This is a genomic window from Brevibacillus nigriterrae, from assembly GCF_049846925.1.
In the GTDB taxonomy this organism is placed as follows: Bacteria; Bacillota; Bacilli; order Brevibacillales; family Brevibacillaceae; genus Brevibacillus_H.
The window spans coordinates 170,881-189,788 of record NZ_JBNCMT010000005.1 but is presented as its reverse complement, the minus strand read 5'-3'; the positions used below and the strand labels follow the sequence as shown (position 1 = coordinate 189,788).

General features: G+C 44.5%; 20 protein-coding genes. All 20 read left to right on the top strand.

Annotation, left to right across the window (positions count from 1 at the left end; genetic code table 11):
• Positions 1 to 322: 322 nt before the first annotated feature.
• The 20 genes from ACPW7N_RS05810 (at position 323) to mreB (ending at position 18,841) form a co-directional block, all read left to right on the top strand.
• Positions 323 to 694 carry an NADH-quinone oxidoreductase subunit A gene (locus ACPW7N_RS05810; RefSeq protein ID WP_425650084.1) on the top strand — a complete coding sequence of 124 codons (372 nt, stop codon included), beginning with the start codon at positions 323 to 325 and terminating at the stop codon, positions 692 to 694.
• A complete protein-coding gene (locus ACPW7N_RS05805; protein ID WP_425650083.1) occupies positions 685 to 1,203 on the top strand; it encodes a NuoB/complex I 20 kDa subunit family protein in 519 nt (172 codons plus the stop codon). The genes ACPW7N_RS05810 and ACPW7N_RS05805 overlap by 10 nt, the downstream gene beginning before the upstream one ends.
• The gene (locus ACPW7N_RS05800) at positions 1,200 to 2,348 is read left to right on the top strand and encodes an NADH-quinone oxidoreductase subunit C (protein ID WP_425650082.1); all 1,149 of its coding nucleotides are present in this window, start codon (positions 1,200 to 1,202) and stop codon (positions 2,346 to 2,348) included. Before ACPW7N_RS05805 ends, ACPW7N_RS05800 begins: the two co-directional genes overlap by 4 nt.
• Before the next feature lie 3 nt (positions 2,349 to 2,351).
• Positions 2,352 to 3,500 carry an NADH-quinone oxidoreductase subunit D gene (locus tag ACPW7N_RS05795; protein ID WP_425650081.1) on the top strand — a complete coding sequence of 383 codons (1,149 nt, stop codon included), beginning with the start codon at positions 2,352 to 2,354 and terminating at the stop codon, positions 3,498 to 3,500.
• Positions 3,497 to 4,513, top strand: a complete 1,017-nt coding sequence (gene nuoH, locus ACPW7N_RS05790; RefSeq protein WP_425650102.1) for an NADH-quinone oxidoreductase subunit NuoH — start codon at positions 3,497 to 3,499, stop codon at positions 4,511 to 4,513. The genes ACPW7N_RS05795 and nuoH overlap by 4 nt, the downstream gene beginning before the upstream one ends.
• A gap of 38 nt (positions 4,514 to 4,551) precedes the next feature.
• Positions 4,552 to 4,965: an NADH-quinone oxidoreductase subunit NuoI gene (gene nuoI / locus ACPW7N_RS05785; protein ID WP_425650080.1), complete on the top strand. Its 414-nt coding sequence runs from the start codon at positions 4,552 to 4,554 to the stop codon at positions 4,963 to 4,965.
• Between the two features lies 1 nt (position 4,966).
• The gene (locus ACPW7N_RS05780; RefSeq protein WP_425650079.1) at positions 4,967 to 5,482 is read left to right on the top strand and encodes an NADH-quinone oxidoreductase subunit J; all 516 of its coding nucleotides are present in this window, start codon (positions 4,967 to 4,969) and stop codon (positions 5,480 to 5,482) included.
• On the top strand, positions 5,479 to 5,790 hold the full coding sequence (gene nuoK, locus ACPW7N_RS05775) for an NADH-quinone oxidoreductase subunit NuoK (protein ID WP_425650078.1): 312 nt from the start codon (positions 5,479 to 5,481) through the stop codon (positions 5,788 to 5,790). Before ACPW7N_RS05780 ends, nuoK begins: the two co-directional genes overlap by 4 nt.
• A 24-nt stretch (positions 5,791 to 5,814) precedes the next feature.
• Positions 5,815 to 7,731 (top strand): NADH-quinone oxidoreductase subunit L, encoded by a 1,917-nt coding sequence (gene nuoL, locus ACPW7N_RS05770; protein ID WP_425650077.1) that lies wholly within the window; start codon positions 5,815 to 5,817, stop codon positions 7,729 to 7,731.
• Position 7,732: 1 nt separating this feature from the next.
• The gene (locus tag ACPW7N_RS05765) at positions 7,733 to 9,274 is read left to right on the top strand and encodes a complex I subunit 4 family protein (protein ID WP_425650101.1); all 1,542 of its coding nucleotides are present in this window, start codon (positions 7,733 to 7,735) and stop codon (positions 9,272 to 9,274) included.
• Positions 9,275 to 9,280: 6 nt separating this feature from the next.
• On the top strand, positions 9,281 to 10,810 hold the full coding sequence (gene nuoN / locus ACPW7N_RS05760) for an NADH-quinone oxidoreductase subunit NuoN (RefSeq protein ID WP_425650076.1): 1,530 nt from the start codon (positions 9,281 to 9,283) through the stop codon (positions 10,808 to 10,810).
• Positions 10,811 to 10,948: 138 nt separating this feature from the next.
• Positions 10,949 to 11,182: a DUF1146 family protein gene (locus ACPW7N_RS05755; protein ID WP_425650075.1), complete on the top strand. Its 234-nt coding sequence runs from the start codon at positions 10,949 to 10,951 to the stop codon at positions 11,180 to 11,182.
• 111 nt (positions 11,183 to 11,293) lie between these two features.
• Entirely contained in the window at positions 11,294 to 12,019 is a 726-nt protein-coding gene (locus tag ACPW7N_RS05750) for a YwmB family TATA-box binding protein (protein ID WP_425650074.1), read from the top strand.
• A 23-nt stretch (positions 12,020 to 12,042) separates the two neighbouring features.
• Complete coding sequence (murA, locus tag ACPW7N_RS05745; protein WP_425650073.1) at positions 12,043 to 13,377, top strand: UDP-N-acetylglucosamine 1-carboxyvinyltransferase; 1,335 nt, start codon at positions 12,043 to 12,045, stop codon at positions 13,375 to 13,377.
• A gap of 184 nt (positions 13,378 to 13,561) precedes the next feature.
• Positions 13,562 to 14,062, top strand: coding sequence for an Lrp/AsnC family transcriptional regulator (locus ACPW7N_RS05740; RefSeq protein WP_425650072.1), 501 nt, complete (start codon positions 13,562 to 13,564; stop codon positions 14,060 to 14,062).
• Positions 14,059 to 15,246 (top strand): aminotransferase, encoded by a 1,188-nt coding sequence (locus ACPW7N_RS05735; RefSeq protein ID WP_425650071.1) that lies wholly within the window; start codon positions 14,059 to 14,061, stop codon positions 15,244 to 15,246. The genes ACPW7N_RS05740 and ACPW7N_RS05735 overlap by 4 nt, the downstream gene beginning before the upstream one ends.
• An 84-nt stretch (positions 15,247 to 15,330) precedes the next feature.
• Positions 15,331 to 16,329 carry a stage II sporulation protein D gene (gene spoIID, locus ACPW7N_RS05730; RefSeq protein ID WP_425650070.1) on the top strand — a complete coding sequence of 333 codons (999 nt, stop codon included), beginning with the start codon at positions 15,331 to 15,333 and terminating at the stop codon, positions 16,327 to 16,329.
• 87 nt (positions 16,330 to 16,416) lie between these two features.
• Entirely contained in the window at positions 16,417 to 17,151 is a 735-nt protein-coding gene (locus ACPW7N_RS05725) for a peptidoglycan DD-metalloendopeptidase family protein (protein WP_425650069.1), read from the top strand.
• A gap of 220 nt (positions 17,152 to 17,371) precedes the next feature.
• Complete coding sequence (gene spoIIID / locus ACPW7N_RS05720) at positions 17,372 to 17,656, top strand: sporulation transcriptional regulator SpoIIID (RefSeq protein WP_165212387.1); 285 nt, start codon at positions 17,372 to 17,374, stop codon at positions 17,654 to 17,656.
• 168 nt (positions 17,657 to 17,824) lie between these two features.
• Positions 17,825 to 18,841: a rod shape-determining protein gene (gene mreB, locus ACPW7N_RS05715; protein ID WP_425650068.1), complete on the top strand. Its 1,017-nt coding sequence runs from the start codon at positions 17,825 to 17,827 to the stop codon at positions 18,839 to 18,841.
• Positions 18,842 to 18,908 lie beyond the last annotated feature (67 nt).

Sequence of the window (18,908 nt, the reverse complement as noted above, 5' to 3'; positions counted from 1 at the left end):
TTGCCCCCTTTTTTTATTTCCATTAATTACAAGCGCAAATAATCTATGAAAACGTAAAGTTTATTGTGTTTGAAGTCACAAAAAAACACATGATAATCCTAGAAGAAAGCGGAAAAATGAGTTAACTACAAATTAACAGTAAAAACTTGATTAATTGTGTAAAAGCGATGGGACAATAGTTCCGTAAGTTTTTAGACAATTTGTCAAGAGGAAAGAGAAAGAAATTATTACAAAAGTAAGGCTTTCGTTAGACACCAGTATAGGGTTTTGCTATAATAATGTAGGTATTTTCTTGTACTCAGTACAACGGAGGGGAATCACGATGAGTGCAATCTATGCAAACAATTATGTGATTGTTGCCATCTTTATCTTCCTTGGTGTGCTGCTTCCTGTGGCTACAGTGAGTATTATTGGTCCTTTAGTACGACCTAATAATCCTACTCCAGAAAAGCAGACCACCTATGAAAGTGGTAACATTCCAGTCGGTGACAGTTGGGTTCGTTTTAATGTAAAGTATTACATTTTCGCCCTGCTGTTTGTCATTTTTGATGTTGAAACATTGTTTCTCTATCCATGGGCAGTAGCATATAATCAGCTAGGCCTTTTTGCTTTAATTGAAATGGTTATCTTTATCGTGCTTCTAGCAATCGGATTAGTCTATGCTTGGAGAAAGAAGGTGCTAGAATGGAGCTAGATCTTACCAAAATTGCGCCTGAACTGCAGGAAGAATTGAATCGTAATGTCCTGTTTACAAGTGTGGAAACGCTTAAAGGCTGGGTACGCAGTAACTCTATGTGGCCATTATCGTTCGGCTTGGCTTGCTGTGCGATTGAAATGATGGCAACAGGTGGCTCTCATTATGACTTTGACCGTTTCGGGGTTATTTTCCGTGCTTCGCCACGTCATGCAGACGTAATGATCGTTGCAGGAACTGTTACGAAAAAAATGGCGCCTTTGTTGCGCAGATTGTACGATCAAATGCCTGAACCGAAGTGGGTTGTTGCAATGGGTGTTTGTGCAACAGCGGGTGGTCCTTATGTCAAATCTTACAGCGTCGTAAAAGGTGTTGACCAAATCGTACCTGTAGATGTTTACATTCCGGGCTGTCCACCAAGTCCGGTTGCACTTATTTATGGAATTAATAAATTGCAAGAGAAGATTCGTTATGAAGCGAAGACTGGGAAGAAGGTGACCAGTCAATGAGTGAGGAAAAGCGCAAGCCTACTCCAGAGGAAAAAGCAGCCGCAGCGGCAGCAGCCAAAGCAAAGGCTGAAGAGATGAAAAAGTTAAAAGAACAAGGTCAAGGAGCAGCAGTTGAAAGCGCTCCAAAACAAGAGACTCCACCACAAGAAGCTCCAAAACAAGAAGAGCAAGTAGTTGCAGCAAGTGGCAATGACGCTGATGCGAAGGCGAAAGCGGCCGCAGCAGCGAAAGCAAAGGCAGCAGCCGCAGCTGCAGCAGCGGCAAAGGCCAAAGCAGCGCAGGCAGAAGGCGGAGCAGCAACTGAAGCAGGCGGAGATGACGCTGATGCGAAGGCGAAAGCAGCCGCAGCAGCGAAAGCAAAGGCAGCAGCCGCAGCGGCAGCAGCGGCAAAAGCCAAAGCAGCGCAGGCAGAAGGTGGAGCAGAAACTGAAGCAGGCGGAGATGACGCTGATGCGAAGGCGAAAGCAGCCGCAGCAGCAAAAGCCAAAGCAGCAGCCGCTGCAGCCGCAAAAGCAAAGGCTAGTGCTGGTGGTGAGTCGGCTGGGGACGATGATAAAGCTAAGGCCGCAGCAGCAGCAAAGGCTAAGGCAGCAGCCGCCGCAGCAGCGAAAGCCAAAGCGGCAGGTACTGAAGGAGAAGCAGAAGCTGCAGCACCGAAAGCACCTTCTAAAAATCAGCCGTTTTTGGATAAGTATGTGAAAGTAATCACTTCCACATTAGGTGAAGATGTACTCGAAGCTTCTTACATTAATGAGTTAGGGAAGGACGTACCAACGATCATTGTAAAGAATGAACGTTTACGTGATGTTGCCAAACTGCTTAAAGAAGATGCTGGCCTTCATTTTGAATATTTATCGAATCTTCATGGTGTCGATTATGAGAATCATATGGAAGTTTACTATCATTTGTATTCTTACAAAAACCGACAAAGTATTGCTGTTAAAGTAAAAACAAATCGTGAGAAGCCTTCAGTTGCGTCTGTAATGGATATTTGGGCTGGTGCGAATTACAACGAGCGGGAAACATACGATCTTCTTGGAATTAATTTCCCGGGACATAGTGATTTGCGTCGAATTATGCTGTCAGATGATTGGGAAGGCCATCCACTTCGCAAAGACTACGTACAGTTCGACGAGGGGGTGTAGGAGATGAGCTTAGATATGACTTCCTTGGATAATAGAACATTCCCATCTACAGGTCTCCGCACAGAAGAAATGTTGTTGAACGTTGGTCCTCAGCATCCAAGTACACACGGTGTATTTCGACTTGTTGTAAAGATCGACGGGGAAACAATCAATGAAGCAATTCCGGTGATTGGTTATCTTCATCGTGGAACAGAAAAATTGGCGGAAAACCTGAATTATACACAGATTATTCCTTATACAGACCGTCTTGATTACCTGTCTGCCATGACGAATAACTACGTTCTCTGTCATGCAGTTGAAACCATGATGGGGCTGCAAATTCCGGAAAGAGCAGAATATTTGCGAGTAATCGTAATGGAGCTCAACCGGGTTGCGAGTCACATGGTTTGGTGGGGAACCTATCTTCTCGATATCGGTGCAATGAGTCCATTCTTGTTTGCCTTCCGTGACCGTGAGAAGATTCTTGATCTTTTCAATGAATTGTGTGGAGCACGTTTGACATACAACTACATGCGGATTGGCGGACTCAAATGGGACGCGCCTCCGGGTTGGATTGAGAAAGCATCTGAGTTTGTTCAGTATATGAAAAAGGAATTGCACAACTACCACGCTTTGGTTACCGGGAATGAAATCTTCGTTAACCGTCTAACCGGAATCGGAAAATACAATCGTGAAGATGCTTTGAATCATTCTCTTTCTGGTGTCATGCTTCGCTGTACGGGAGAGAAGTGGGATCTTCGCAAAGACGAACCATATAGCATTTACGACCGTTTTGAATTTGACGTTCCAACAACAACCGAGGGTGACTGTATGGCAAGATACCACTTGCGTCTCGCTGAAATGGAGCAATCACTTCGTATTGTGGAACAGGCGCTGGCTCAAATCCCGAAAGAAGGGGAAGTATTGGGCAAAGTACCAAAAGTCATTCGTCCGCCAGTTGGTGAAACATTCGTGCGAATCGAATCACCTCGCGGAGAGATCGGCGTTTATATTGCAAGCCAAGGAAAAGATAAGCCATGGCGCTTGAAGCTTCGCCGTCCATCTTTTAATAACCTGCAGATTCTGCCTAAGCTGTTAAAAGGTCAAAATATGGCAGACATGGTTGCGATTTTGGGTAGTATTGACATCGTTCTTGGGGAGGTTGACGCATAATGAGTGAACTTTTGCAAGAAACTCCCTCGGTATTAAATGTTGTACTGTTTCTATTAGCTGGCGTAGCGTTACTGGGTGTTGTACTCGGATTCGTAACCTATGCTATCTACTTTGAACGTAAAGTAATCGGCTGGATGCAGTTGCGTATCGGTCCGAACCGAGTGGGTCCGCTTGGATTGCTTCAAACCGTTGCTGACGTAGCGAAGCTGTTGTTAAAAGAAGATACTCGTCCAAAACATGCTGACAAAGTGTTGTTTGCCTTGGCACCAGTCCTTGCCTATGCTCCATCCTTTGCTGTTTTGGCTGTTATTCCTTTTACAGATACCCTTCACTTCGCTGATTTAGGTATCGGCGTTCTCTACTACATGGCTGTTTCTGGTATTACCGTTATTGGTGTTATTATGGGTGGTTGGGCTTCCAACAATAAATACTCATTAATTGGTGGTTTGCGTTCTGCTGCACAGATGATCAGCTATGAAGTGCCACTTGTTATGTCAGTAGTTGGTGTCATCTTAATGACAGGAAGCATGAACTTAATTGATATTGTTGAAGGTCAACGCGATGTATGGAATATCGTTCCTCAGTTTATTGCGTTCTTAGTATTCATCATTGCCGCTCAAGCCGAATTGAACCGTACTCCATTTGACTTGCCAGAGGCAGAGTCTGAGCTAGTTGCGGGTTATCACGTAGAATACTCAGGTTTCCGCTTTGCCATGTTTATGTTGGCTGAGTATGTGTACATGTTTGGTATGGGTTCACTGATCACGATTCTGTTCCTGGGCGGATGGCTTCCAATTCACCCTGCACTAGGATTTATTCCAGGAATCGTTTGGTTTATCCTGAAATTCTCTTTGTATGTATTTTTCCAATTCTGGCTTCGGGCTACGATGCCTCGCTTGCGTGTTGACCAACTGATGTCATTTGCATGGAAAGGCCTTCTGCCAGTTGCACTACTCAACATACTGCTAACAGCCGTCTTCATCTCCGTTCAGAACGGTACGTTGGGGCAGTAAGCCGCTAAAGCCATTCAAATCGTAAGGGGGGAAACACAATGCTAGGCTTTGCTAAAGGGCTGGGGTTCATTTTAAAGAAGCTCACCGAGAAAAAAGTAACGCACTTTTATCCGGATGTGCCGTATCCTATGCCACCACGTTTTCGTGGAATTCAGCACTTTTCACCTGAAAAATGCATTGTTTGCAACCAATGTGCGCGTATTTGCCCTACAGAGTGTATCCAATTAACGGGTAAAGCTCATCCAGATCCAGCAAAAAAGGGTAAAATTATTGACACATATGATATCAACTTTGAAATTTGCATTCTCTGTGACCTATGTACAGAGGTATGCCCAACGAATGCAATTGTAATGAGTAACAACTTCGAGTTAGCTGTTTATAGCCGAGATGAACTGTATAAGAACTTGAAGTGGTTAGATGATAACAATACAAACGTCAGGGAGGAAAACTAGAATGAGTGCTTCATTTGTAGCGTTCTTTATCCTGTCCCTGCTAACAATCGGCGGAGCTGTTTTTATGATTAGCTTTACCCGAGTTGTTCACATGGTGGTTGCCATCGGGGTGACGTTCATCAGCATTGCAGGACTATTTGTACTCTTGGATGCCGAGTTTGTGGCCGTTTCTCAAGTCTTGGTATACTCTGGTGCGATCTCCATACTGATGCTGTTTGGAATCATGCTGACCAAGCACGATGCACATGACAACGGAAGTAATCGTGCACAGAACAAGTTTCTCACCTTTGTTGGGGTAGCTGCTTTCTTTGTGATCGTGTTCTTGGGAATTCAAAAGACAGTTTGGCCTCCTATGGGACCTGTAACCCCTGCAGACCCAGCTATCAGCAATGTAAAACAAATTGGTATTGAAGTATTTACGAAATATGTAATTCCGTTTGAGCTTGTGTCTGTCTTGTTACTTGTAGCCTTAGTTGGTGCAATTATCATGGCGAAGAAGGAGGGGGACAAAGAATGAGTGTACCGTTATCCTCTTATTTATTGGTCGCCTTGATTCTGTTCAGTGTTGGCTTGTACGGCGCATTAACTAAAAGAAGTGCAATCATTGTCCTTCTATCAATCGAGTTAATGTTCAATGCGGTTAATATTAACCTCGTTGCATTTGCAAAATACGGTATGTTTGCTTCGATTACAGGTCAAATCTTCACGTTATTTACAATGACGATTGCTGCTGCGGAGGTAGCAGTGGGCATCGCAATCCTACTCGCTCTATACCGCAACCGTGATACTGTTGAAGTTGACGAGATGGACACGATGAAACGTTAGAAAAGGAAAAGGATAGGTGAACTTATGGATACGATAATGCAATACGCCTGGCTTATCCCTCTTTTTCCGCTCTTCGCTTTCATCTTGATCGTCTCATTTGGTCGACAGTTGAAAGAGGGATCGGTTTTTGTGGGAGTTCTGGCTATCGGAATTTCCTTTATCATGGCAGTAATGACCTTCTTGGAGCGCTTCAAAGAAGGTGCAGCAGATTATAAATTCGCTGTCGATTGGTTGCAAATTGGCGACACAATCGTACGGATGGGTTTCGAAGTAAATCAGCTTAATGCGTTAATGCTTGTTATTGTTACGTTTGTCAGCTTGCTTGTGCAAATCTACTCCAAAGGGTATATGCACGGGGATGATCGTTTTCCGGTATTTTATCAATACCTGTCACTCTTTACTTTCTCGATGCTTGGCCTTGTTATCTCTCCTAACTTGCTGCAAGTGTACATCTTCTGGGAGCTGGTAGGGGTATGTTCGTTCTTGCTCGTAGGTTTCTACTTCTTCAAGCAAGAAGCGAAAGCAGCAGCGAAAAAAGCGTTCATCGTTACTCGTATTGGTGACGTTGGTTTGTTTATCGGTATTGCTCTACTGTTCTGGTGGACAGGAAGCTTCGAATATAGCGAGATTTTCAGTGCAATTTCCGCAGGTCGTTTGGAACCGTGGATGATTACTCTCTGTGCTATTTTGATTTTCATCGGTGCGATGGGTAAATCAGGTCAGTTCCCATTGCATACATGGTTGCCAGATGCGATGGAAGGTCCTACACCAGTATCTGCATTAATCCACGCTGCAACGATGGTTGCTGCAGGGGTATACTTGGTAGCTGCGGCTTTCCCATTGTTCATTGCTTCTGAAACTGCATTGAATGTAGTTGCTTATGTCGGTGGAATTACAGCGATCTTTGCTGCTTCCATTGGTTTGACACAACGAGACATCAAACGTGTACTGGCATATTCCACAGTGAGTCAGCTTGGTTACATGATGTTGGCACTTGGTGCTGCAGGAGCTGCTGGATATGTTGCAGGTACGTTCCACTTGATGACACATGCTTTCTTCAAAGCCTTACTGTTCTTGGCAGCAGGTAGTGTAATCCATGCCGTGCATACACAAGACATTTTTGAAATGGGTGGCTTGTGGAAGAAAATGCCGATCACAGCCTGGACGTTCTTAATCGGATGTTTGGCAATTGCCGGTGTTCCTCCATTCGCAGGATTTTGGTCCAAAGAAGAAATTCTTGGTGCTGTGTATCTTGCTGATCGTATGGACTTGTTATGGATGGCAATTATTGCGGCGTTCTTCACAGCTTTCTACATGTTCCGTCTGTTCTTCCTTACCTTCGTTGGTAAACCAAGAGGACACGGTCATGACAAAGCACATGAATCTCCAGCAGTAATGACAATTCCTTTGATGTTGCTAGCTGTTTTAGCAGTTGTTGCCGGATTCTTTAACACGCCGTTCTCGCCAATCTTGCATCATTGGTTGGTAGAAGGATCAACAGGCGAAGCAATTGCAAGTGTGTTCGGACAAGAAGAAGGACACGCTGCAGCATGGGTACAAGTAATGGCAATTCTCGTTTCTGTACTCGGAATTCTCTTGGCTTATCTCATGTACGCAAAACAATCAATTTCTCGTGATATGATCGCTCGCCCAATGCCGTGGCTCTATCAGCTTTCATTCCGCAAATACTATGTAGATGAAATTTATCATGCCGTATTTGTTCAACCGCTTAAGTGGTTTGGATGGGTACTAGATCTGTTTGACCGATATGTTGTCGATGGTTTGGTACAATTGGTTGCTTTCATCGCTAATACGATCGGTGCTGTGAATGCCCGCATCCAGAATGGACAGATGCAAACTTACGGATTTGTGGTGTTGGCGGGTCTTGTTCTGTTAGTGATCGGACTTACAGCGTTTGGAGGTGTCCCAGGTGTTAAATAGCATGTTGCTCACGCTGATTACGCTCTCTCCACTGCTTGCTATTCTTGTAATAGCATTTATTCCAAAGCATCAAGGTAGCGTGATTAAGCAAGTCGGGATTCTAGGAACCCTCTTACCGCTTGTTCTGTCATTCATGCTTTTCTCAGGCTTTGACTATTCAAAAGCTACGATGCAGTTTGTTGAACAAACAAACTGGATTACCATCCCTGCGGCAATTGATAATGCAGGTCAACTGTTTAACCTGAATATCAAGTATGAAATGGGTGTTGACGGTGTATCCATGCCGCTGGTCGTACTGACTGCAATTATTGGTACACTGGCAGCGATTGCCTCCACTCATCTCAAAAAGCGCCTAAAAGAATACTTCATTCTGTTCAATATTCTTTTGATCGGGATGTTCGGTGTATTCACGACGCAAAACCTGTTCCTGTTCTTTATCTTCTTCGAATTAACACTGGTACCGATGTACTTCCTGATTGGTATCTGGGGTTACTCCGAACGTGAACGTGCAGCGAACAAGTTCCTTCTATATAATGGTGTAGGTTCAGCGATCATGTTGCTTGCGTTCATCACAATTTACATGAACGTTCCAAATGCAAATGGCGACCTTACCATGAACATGGCAGAGTTGACTGCTGCCTTGTCACAAACAACAAATCCAATGCTTGGACACATCAGTGAAACACTTCGTTTTGGTTTGTTCCTAGCCTTGTTTATCGCATTCGGTATCAAATTACCAATTTTCCCGTTCCACACATGGATGTTGAAGGTTCACGTGCAAGCGCCACCTTCTATCGTTATGATTCACTCCGGTATCCTGTTGAAGATGGGTGCTTACGGTTTGATTCGTATGGGAATTGGTTTCTTCCCAGAGCAAGCCTATAACTTTGCAACCTGGATGGCTGTACTTGGGGTTCTGAATATTATTTACGGAGCAATTTTGGCTTTCGTGCAAAAAGACCTGAAAATGGTCTTGGCTTACTCTAGTATCAGTCACATGGGTATCGTATTGCTTGGTCTTGCCGCGATGAACACGGTGGGCTTCCAAGGTGCGATCTTCCAAGTAGTTTCTCACGGTTTCATCTCAGCATTGATGTTCTTCCTGGTGGGAGTCATCTGGGAACGTGTTGGCACTTCCAATTTGAATGAACTTGGTGGTTTGGCGAAGTCCATGCCATTTGTAAGCGGTATTCTGCTTGCGGCAGCGATGGCCTCCCTCGGTCTGCCTGGTATGTCAGGGTTTATCAGTGAATTCCTTGCGTTCCTGGGTCTGTTCGGAGTAATGCCAATCATTGCTGCAGTCGGTTGCTTGGGTATTATCCTTACTGCTGTGTACTTACTCCGTGCGACTCTTCGTACGACGTTCGGACCAACTCGTGAAGAGCACCTTCACTTGGCAGATGCACAACCGGTTGAAGTAATTCCGATGATTGTTCTCTTAGGCTTTATCATTCTGATCGGTATCTATCCAGCGGTTCTCAGTGATCCGTTACAAGAAACATTAAAAACGATAGTACCAATCGTTCCAGGGATAGGGGGGTAAGCAACCATGACAACGAATATCTTGGCTCATTACAATTGGAGCTACCTTCTTCCCGAATTCATTATTCTTGGCTGCGCTACACTATTATCGTTGATTGATTTGTTTATGGGCAAACGTACGAGTCGTGCCGTCCTTGGCTGGCTGTCATTAGCAGGTGTACTGCTTGCTGGCTGGTTCGTACTTCGCAACATGGCCGCTCTTGATCAGCCATACTCATTTATGGCCGATATGATGCGTGTCGATGACTTCGGTAATGCATTCAAATTGTTATTCCTTGGTGGGGTTGCGTTCACCCTGATCCTTTCTCAATCGTACTTGCAAAAAGGTGAAATTACGCATCAAGGAGAGTACTACTATCTGCTCCTGGCTGGATTATTGGGAGCAATGGTAATGGCATCTTCTGCCGATTTGATTACGTTGTTCGTAGGTTTGGAGCTTTTGTCCATCGCTTCCTTTGTACTTGTAGGGTTGCGCAAACATAAGATTCAATCCAATGAAGCAGCATTCAAATATGTTGTTGCTGGCGGAATTGCAACAGCATTCACGTTGTTTGGTATGTCATACATCTACGGGATTACTGGAACAACGAACTTGTATGAGATCGCACAACGTCTTGGTGAAGCATATGCCAACGGATTCGAATTCCTTGTACTTCTGGCGTATGCATTGATGATTGCTGGTCTTGGCTTCAAGATCGCAATTGTGCCGAACCATATGTGGGCACCTGATGTATATCAGGGAGCACCGACACCTGTTACGGCATTCTTGGCTGTGGTTTCCAAAGCAGCAGGTTTTGCCATTGTTATCCGCATTCTGCTTCTATCTTTCTTCGGAATCTATGGAAGTTCGACTGATTTGAGCTTGTATCTGTCGATCATTGCAGGTTTGACAATGGTAATTGGTAATACAATGGCTGTTCGCCAAACAAATGTAAAACGAATGATGGCTTACTCGGGTATTGCGCAAGCGGGTTACTTACTGGTGCCATTTGTTACGATTACGAAGTTCTTCTTCTTTGAACAAGTGATATTCTATCTTTTCGCTTACTTGCTGATGAGCTTTGGTGCGTTTGCGATTATCATGGTAGTGACACGAGATCAGGGAACAGAAGAAATCAAGGCATTCGCTGGACTGTACCACCGTTCACCGCTTGCAGCCGTCGCAATGACCATTTTCTTGCTGTCACTTGCAGGTATCCCGGTGTCTGCTGGTTTCTTCGGTAAGTTCTATATCTTCATGAGTGCTTTATTGCTCAAGCATTTCTGGTTATCTGCGATCATGGTTGCAACGAGTGTAATTTCGTACTATTACTACTTCGGAATCATTCGTCAAATGTACATGCGTACAGGCGAAACAGAAGCACCACTCAAGCTTCCAGTGGGTGTAAGCTTTGTGGTTCTGGTAACCGTTCTAGCAACGCTTGCATTTGGTATCGTACCGGAAGTGGCAACGCAATACATTCATGCTAACTTCAATCCGAATTTCGATATTGGTAACCTGGTGGTCCCAAGTGAACCAGTAGTTCCAAGCGAATAAACTGTGTATAATCAAGAGGGGAATGGCAGTATGCCGCCCCTCTTTTTTCTTTGGCATTAAAAGATGAAACAGTTGGTTTAATGTTCACATCAGCCTTATCCTAGGTTGGGTGGGTAATGATAGTGAGGAGTGAATGGAATGGATTCATTCGGTGTTTCAGCGCTAGTGAGCATTGTCGTTTCAATTGTTTGTATTGGCTTGAGTTGGTGGGCCTTGCAAATTTTTCGATTTGATTTGTTTGTGAAGAAAGCAGATAGTGCGCAAACCAAACTGCTGCAAATCATGCTTTCAATCTTTATCGGACATGGGGTAGCTGATTTTTTCATGGAGTATTTGGGTTGGTCGCTCATGCTACAGAACTTTATCAAGTAAAAGAGTACGTTCGTCAGGTAGTTCGATTTAGGAAGTTTGGACTGGTATAAGCCACCATTTTTTCGTGCAAACTATTTTTACATAGATAGCAGCAAAATGGGGGAGTTATACATGGGATACTTAAAAGTAGCTTTGTTTGCACTACTAGCGTTTATCGTATGCATGCCAGTCTTGGCAAAAGAATCCACCATCTCGCAAATCATGCAGGCGATGGAGCAAACCGGAGTCGAGCCAACCGAAGTAGAAGTAAGAACATCCATTGACTTAGGAGTGGTCTCTGCAACGAAAGACCTAGAGGCTCTTACTAGGGAATGGCAGGATAAGTTAGCTGTACCATATAACGGAAAAACAGGTAATCAAAAAAATCAAATCATCTATGAATCTCATACAATAAAAGGTGGAGCCACGATAAAATTCCGTATGATTGGTGTACCACATAACAGCAAAATTCATGCATATCTTGTGCTGCTGATTACTGGAACAGGTAAAAATGCACAAGATGTTGAGAAAGCTCGCAAGGAAGTATCCCTACTATTAACAAAGGCTTCAAGGATTCCGCAATTTAGCACTTGTATTAGCGGAATATACAGTGATAAACTGAGTGTTGATCAGCAGGGGGACAAGGTGAAATCAGTACTTTCCTCACTGCAAGCTAAGGAAATTGAACGTCTTCAGGATGAGACGGTAACTAGTATCTCTGCATATACCGAGCGATGGGAATCTTTCATTAACTCGGGTCAAAACAAGATGAACGTTCAGGTGGCAACCCACCTTGATGCGCTTCACTCACAAACCAGAATTAAGGTAGGGACACCGATCATCACGGCGGAATACTAAGAGAGCACGCGGAGGGATATACATTGGAAAAAATCGTTGTCCGCGGTGGTAAGGCATTAGCGGGAAATGTAAAAGTTTCAGGCGCCAAAAACGCTGTACTTCCTATTATTGCAGCTTCGATACTCGCAGAAGATGGAATAAGTGTCATTCACGATGTACCAGCGCTTGATGATGTTTATACAATTTGCGAATTGCTCAGAACACTGCAGATTGAGGTTACATACGACGGCGAAGTTTTGCATATTGATGCAACGGCTTTGAGCGGAATTGAGGCATCCTATGAGTTAGTACGTAAGATGAGAGCCTCTTTCCTCGTAATGGGCCCTCTTCTTTCCCGGAAAGGTAAAGCTCGAATTGCGTTGCCTGGTGGCTGCGCAATTGGGACAAGACCCATTGATCAGCATCTCAAAGGTTTCGAGGCAATGGGAGCGAAAATCGAGATTGGACAAGGTTTCATAGAAGCAAACGTAGAAGGCCGATTAAAAGGTGCCAAAATCTATTTAGATATCGCCAGTGTAGGAGCTACAGAGAACATAATGATGGCTGCGGCTCTCGCTGAAGGGGTCACTGTAATTGAGAATGCTGCAGAAGAACCGGAGATTGTTGATCTGGCCAACTTCCTGAACAGCATGGGTGCAAGAATTCGTGGTGCAGGAACGGGCTCCATTCGGATTGAAGGGGTCGAGAAGCTGAAAGGTTGCACACATTACGTGATTCCTGACCGCATCGAAGCAGGAACATTTATGGTTGCTGCAGCGATAACGGGCGGAGATATTTTCGTTGAGGGTGCGATTTGCGACCACCTCAAACCAATCACAGCAAAGCTGCGTGAAATGGGCGTAGACGTGGATGAGCAAGAAAACGGGGTTCGTGTACGTCGCACAGGTCCGATAAAAGCAGTAGACGTAAAAACTTTACCTTACCCTGGATTCCCTACCGATATGCAATCGCAAATGATGGCGTTGTTACTTGCTTCTGAAGGTACCAGCATCGTAACAGAAACCGTATTTGAAAATCGATTCATGCACGTAGAAGAATTCCGCCGCATGAGCGCCAACATCAAAATTGAAGGACGCAGTGCGATTATCGAAGGTGGCGTAAAGCTTACCGGTGGAAAAGTCTGCGCAACTGATCTTCGGGCAGGTGCTGCGCTTATCCTCGCAGGACTGATTGCTGATGGAGAGACAGAAGTTGGCGGATTGCATCATATCGATCGCGGGTATGTTGACATTACTGGAAAGCTGCAAGCACTTGGTGCATACATTGAACGTGTAAAAGTGGTTGAGCAGCCTGCAGCAGAAGTGAGAGAGACGAAACCACAATCAGTGAAAGTAAATTTCTCTGCAAATTTTGCATAAAAGTTGCCATGGAAGAAGACCTCTAAAACAGAGGTCTTTTATTGTTGGCCAGTTTCTGATTCTTAGCCTCATTCATAAAGGGTTTTCTTATAAAATGATTTTTACCACTGCGTTTTGCTTGAGTAGACGCAAAGCTGTGCTATAGTTATGGTTAAAAATGCTTAAACAAGGATGGAGTGGAACAATGGAAAAGCAGAAGCAACGAGAGTTATTGCGTCTACTTGAAGAGAACAGCAAGCTCATGTCTGATCAGCTAAGCAAATTACTAGCTGTTTCACCAGAAGAAGTTGAGCGCACGATCAGACAACTGACAGATGAAAAGGTAATTGTGAAGTATCCTGCATTGATTAACTGGGAGAAGGTTGAAGATGACCCCTATGTAACAGCAATGATCGACGTAAAAGTTACTCCCAAACGAGAAGTAGGCTTTGATGAGGTAGCAGAACGCATCAGCCGATTCCCAGAGGTGAAAGCAGTTTACCTGATGTCGGGTGCAAGCTATGATCTCTCTGTCATTCTGGAGGGAAAAACCATGCGTGAAGTTGCGAATTTTGTCTCTCAGAAGCTGGCCACGCTTGATTCTGTGGTTTCAACAGCGACATCTTTTATCCTGAAACGATACAAACATGACGGTATTATCCTGGAAGAACGAGACGATGACCGTAGAATGGTGGTTACCCCATGAGTGAGCAATTACAAACCAAAACGAGACTATCCCAGACCGTTGCATCCCTCAAGCCGTCAGGAATCAGACGTTTTTTTGACCTGGCAGCATCCATGGAAGGCGTTATTTCCTTGGGGGTTGGCGAACCTGACTTTGTAACGCCGTGGAGGGCAAGAGAAGCTTGTATCTCATCCCTTGAGCGAGGATATACCGCCTATACATCCAATGCGGGAATGATTGAGCTGCGCCGAGAGATTTGCCGCTATTTGGAGAATCGTTTTTCTCTTTCATACCATCCGGAAACGGAAGTCTTGGTTACGGTTGGGGCCAGTGAAGCGATTGATATCGGGCTTCGAGCTGTGCTCGATCCTGGAGATGAAGTACTGATTGTAGAGCCTTGCTACGTTTCCTATGAGCCGATTGTTCGTCTGGCAGGAGGCGTCCCTGTTTTTATTCGGACTTCTGTTGAAAACAATTTCAAACTCACGGCAGAAGAACTGGAAGCGAATATTACAAGCAAAACCAAGGCGATTATTTTCTGTTATCCGAATAACCCGACCGGAAGTACGATGAATCACGATGAGTGGCAGCAATTGATTCCGATCATCAATAAATATGATCTGATGGTTCTCTCTGACGAAATTTATGCTGAATTGACCTATGGCAGCCTTCATCAAAGCATTGCATCGATTCCAGGTATGAAAGACAGAACTATTATGATCTCTGGATTTTCCAAAGCGTATGCAATGACTGGTTGGAGACTTGGTTATGTGTGTGCACCGCCTGATCTATTGAGTGGCATGCTCAAAATTCATCAGTACACGATGCTTTGCGCTCCGGTAATGGCCCAAATGGCGGCACTGGAGGCACTTCGTTTTGGTCAGGATGATGTAGACCGCATGGTAGAGAGCTACAAGCAACGCCGCAATTTTGTCGTTGATTCTTTCCGTCAAATCGGATTATCCTGCCACGAACCAGAGGGTGCTTTTTATGCGTTCCCTTCGATTCAATCAACGGGTCTGTTGTCCAATGAGTTTGCTGAGCGATTGCTACTGGAAGAAAAAGTGGCTGTTGTCCCTGGAGAAGTATTTGGTGAGAGTGGGCATGGACATATTCGTTGCTCGTATGCAACTTCACTAGAACAACTAGATAAAGCAATGGAAAGAATTGACCGTATGGTATCGAAACTCAAGGTACTCTCGTAATCTCTTGTCACGTTCTATCCTCCTAAACCTCGACATAGACTGTAATGGTCAGTTTGTCCAGTACGTTTAGGAGGATGATTTTTTATGAAGCGCCACATCGTTTTTCTACTGGTCGTACTTCCCCTTCTTCTTGTGATTGTCCCAGCCTCCCTCGTGTATTACTATTCTCCTGTTGCCACACCACCTGTCACTCGTCTTCCCGATTCTACGGTTACGCCTGCCTCACAGCAAGTGATGGTAAAGGTGTACCGGACAGCTACCAAAAAAATCGAGTCCATACCATTAGAAACATATATCGAAGGCGTAGTATCAGCGGAGATGCCAGCAGAGTTTGAGATGGAGGCGTTAAAGGCACAAGCGTTGGCTGCTCGAACGTACATTGTGCGGAGATTGAGAGAAGGTTCGTTTGGAGATGCACCCAAAGGAGCACAAGTAGAGGATACAGTGAAGCATCAGGCGTATCTCGATGATGCAGAACGGAAAAAGCGGTGGGGTACTTTGTATGAATGGAAGAAACAGCGAATTGTTCAAGCAGTAAAAGAAACCTCTGGCATGGTATTAACCTACAATGGAGAACCCATTGATGCCACTTTTTTTTCCACAAGCAACGGCTTTACTGAGAATGCGGAAGAATACTGGGAAAAGTCCATTCCCTACCTGAAAAGTGTAGCAAGCCCTTGGGATAGAGAATCACCCCGTTTCGAGGAACAGAAGTCGATTCAGCTAGATGAATTTGAACAAAAACTAGGGATTCAACTGGATCAGACCGTTAGTTCAAATGGTCGTTGGTTCACTATTGTGGAGCGAACAACAGGAAATCGGATTGGCAAAATTCGCATTGGTGCGAAAGAATTCTCGGGGCGTGAAATAAGGGAGCGATTGGGTCTTAACTCTACTTCCTTCACAATGCAGCGTCAGGGAAATACGATATGGATCACGATGAGAGGCTACGGTCACGGAGTAGGAATGAGCCAATGGGGAGCCAATGGAATGGCGAAAAGCGGAAAGAATGCAGAACAGATCGTAAAGTATTTCTATCAAGGGGTAACTCTGCAAAACTATCAAAAAATGCTCAGAGGATAAGAAAACTGCAATTTTTTTAATTTTCCCTAGTTTCTCAGGTTTATACGTCACAATTCTGGCGATACTGAGGGATGAGGTGATAATTAAATGGAAGATCAAAAAAATCCAAATCAACCAATTCCTTTCAAGAAACAATCTGCATGGAAAACCTTCGTAAGCAAGAAGTGGGCTTTTCCCGCAATCTACATCGGCTCGGCAGCAATCATTCTAGCTATTGTGATGTGGTACCAAGGAAATGCTACGAACCAAATGATTGACAAGGCTCAGCTTCTCAACGGAATCTCCCAAACCGACAAAACGGCAACTGAGCAACCAGCGGTAACGGAGACGAACGAAGAGGCAGTTCCAGTGAGTAATACAGCGGAACCGCTCAACTGGCCAATTGCTCAAGGTGTAAAGTATGAATTGGGAATGAGCTTCTTTGACGATCAGGAAAGCAAGGAAAATCAGGCTGCTGCCCTCGTCAAATACGATGAGTCTTTCATTCCGCATACCGGTATCGACATCAAATCGACAGATGGCAAAGTTTTCGATGTAACTGCTGCATTGCCTGGTAAAGTCGTGAAAGTGGAGAATGATCCGCTTGTTGGTAACCTTGTTGAGATTGAACATGCAGACAAAATGGTCACGGTATATCAAAGCCTGGAAAAAGTTGCAGTGAAAGTTGGCGACGAGGTCACCAAAGACCAAAAAATCGGAACAGCCGGACGCAACGTATTTGAGAAGGATGCAGGAGCACACTTGCACTTCGAGGTACGTGTAGACAATGAACCGGTTAATCCAATGCAATATCTCAATACAGAAGAGACGCAAACTCGATAAAGTTCGAAAAGCACCTGTCACTCTTGGCAGGTGCTTTTATTTATTTTTTAAGGAATATTTCAGGTTTTTCTCGAGGCAATTCCTGATTCTAAAGCTAGTTGTACACGCCTTCCAAAAAAAGTTGTGAAGTTCACTGCTTGTCAGGCTTGGAAACGTAGAATATGTGTCCTTCCCTACCCATATATTGTAACAGACAATTCCGATAAGGGAGGCGAGGGGTGTGCACGATTACATCAAAGAGCGAACCATAAAGATAGGTAGATACATTGTTGAAACCAGAAATACGGTTCGCATGATCGCCAAAGAGTTCGGTGTTTCCAAAAGTACGGTGCACAAGGATCTAACCGAGCGATTGCCCGAGATTAATCCGGAGCTGGCAAACCAGGTAAAGGAGATTCTCGAATATCACAAAGCCATTCGACATTTACGGGGAGGAGAAGCGACGAAAATCAAATACAAACGCAAGAACAAAAAAGTCAGAATTGAACAGGAAGAAAGTGTATAGGACTGTCATGACCGATTTATGCATAAGAACGGCCTCATCCAGTTTTTATGAAAAACGTTGAGACGTTTTCCACGAAAATCCTGTCGATTCATGAAGGAATTCCTTGTCCTCGCTCGAATAAAAACCTATTATTAGATGTAGCAATGTTAATGGTACAGGGAGGCCCTTATGTTTAGTAAAGATATCGGTATCGACTTGGGTACGGCCAATGTGTTGATTTATGTGAAAGGGAAAGGTATTGTTCTCGACGAACCGTCGGTAGTAGCAATAGATAATCACAGCAAAAAGGTGTTGGCAGTTGGACATGAGGCCCATCGCATGGTTGGGCGGACACCAGGGAATATTGTGGCCATTCGTCCCCTGCGTGATGGGGTTATCGCAGATTTCGAAATTACAGAAGCAATGTTAAAACACTTCCTGATCAAAATTGGCGGAAAAAGCTTGTTTGCCCGTCCGCGCATCTTGATTTGCTGCCCTACGAATATTACATCTGTTGAGCAAAAAGCGATCCGTGAAGCGGCTGAGCGCAGCGGCGGAGCTCGTGAAGTATACATTGAAGAAGAACCGAAAGTTGCTGCTGTTGGTGCGGGACTTGATATATTCCAACCATCAGGCAATATGGTAGTGGATATTGGCGGTGGGACAACTGACGTAGCTGTTCTCTCCATGGGGGATATCGTTACGTCTTCTTCCATTAAAATTGCAGGCGATAAATTTGATCTTGCCATTATGCGTTACATAAAAAACAAATACAAATTGTTAATTGGAGAGCGCACCGCTGAGGATATTAAAGTGAATATCGGTACTGTTTTCGGCCAACGCCAGGATGAGATGGATATTCGCGGGCGTGATATGGTAACGGGGTTGCCACAAACCATTACCATCCGTTCCGCAGAAGTCCAGGAAGCCCTGGCTGAGTCTGCGAGTGCAATTGTACAAGCCTCCAAAAATGTATTGGAACGCACACCGCCAGAACTTTCTGCCGATATTATTGATAAAGGGGTCTTCATTACAGGTGGGGGAGCACTCTTGCACGGCTTCGATCATTTGCTGGCAGAAGAGTTGAAAGTTCCTGTGCTCGTAGCGGAAGATCCGATGATGTGTGTTGCAAAAGGTACCGGAATGATGCTGGAATATCTTGATAAAGTACCTAGCTATAAAAAAAATAGGTTCTTTGCCCGATAATATAGTATAGGTTTGTCAGAAGACACGACCCGATTGAAAGAAAAAGTTGAGCAAGGGGGACGAATTA

Bases quoted from the DNA above. Each gene is read 5' to 3' on its own strand.
- nuoK (WP_425650078.1), top strand. From the start codon at position 5,479: ATGAGTGTACCGTTATCCTCTTATTTATTGGTCGCCTTGATTCTGTTC.
- ACPW7N_RS05725 (WP_425650069.1), top strand. From the start codon at position 16,417: ATGGAAGATCAAAAAAATCCAAATCAACCAATTCCTTTCAAGAAACAA.
- nuoL (WP_425650077.1), top strand. From the start codon at position 5,815: ATGGATACGATAATGCAATACGCCTGGCTTATCCCTCTTTTTCCGCTC.
- ACPW7N_RS05735 (WP_425650071.1), top strand. From the start codon at position 14,059: ATGAGTGAGCAATTACAAACCAAAACGAGACTATCCCAGACCGTTGCA.
- ACPW7N_RS05755 (WP_425650075.1), top strand. From the start codon at position 10,949: ATGGATTCATTCGGTGTTTCAGCGCTAGTGAGCATTGTCGTTTCAATT.
- nuoI (WP_425650080.1), top strand. From the start codon at position 4,552: ATGCTAGGCTTTGCTAAAGGGCTGGGGTTCATTTTAAAGAAGCTCACC.
- ACPW7N_RS05765 (WP_425650101.1), top strand. From the start codon at position 7,733: ATGTTGCTCACGCTGATTACGCTCTCTCCACTGCTTGCTATTCTTGTA.
- ACPW7N_RS05805 (WP_425650083.1), top strand. From the start codon at position 685: ATGGAGCTAGATCTTACCAAAATTGCGCCTGAACTGCAGGAAGAATTG.
- spoIID (WP_425650070.1), top strand. From the start codon at position 15,331: ATGAAGCGCCACATCGTTTTTCTACTGGTCGTACTTCCCCTTCTTCTT.
- ACPW7N_RS05750 (WP_425650074.1), top strand. From the start codon at position 11,294: ATGGGATACTTAAAAGTAGCTTTGTTTGCACTACTAGCGTTTATCGTA.
- nuoN (WP_425650076.1), top strand. From the start codon at position 9,281: ATGACAACGAATATCTTGGCTCATTACAATTGGAGCTACCTTCTTCCC.
- ACPW7N_RS05740 (WP_425650072.1), top strand. From the start codon at position 13,562: ATGGAAAAGCAGAAGCAACGAGAGTTATTGCGTCTACTTGAAGAGAAC.
- mreB (WP_425650068.1), top strand. From the start codon at position 17,825: ATGTTTAGTAAAGATATCGGTATCGACTTGGGTACGGCCAATGTGTTG.
- ACPW7N_RS05795 (WP_425650081.1), top strand. From the start codon at position 2,352: ATGAGCTTAGATATGACTTCCTTGGATAATAGAACATTCCCATCTACA.
- ACPW7N_RS05800 (WP_425650082.1), top strand. From the start codon at position 1,200: ATGAGTGAGGAAAAGCGCAAGCCTACTCCAGAGGAAAAAGCAGCCGCA.
- ACPW7N_RS05810 (WP_425650084.1), top strand. From the start codon at position 323: ATGAGTGCAATCTATGCAAACAATTATGTGATTGTTGCCATCTTTATC.
- ACPW7N_RS05780 (WP_425650079.1), top strand. From the start codon at position 4,967: ATGAGTGCTTCATTTGTAGCGTTCTTTATCCTGTCCCTGCTAACAATC.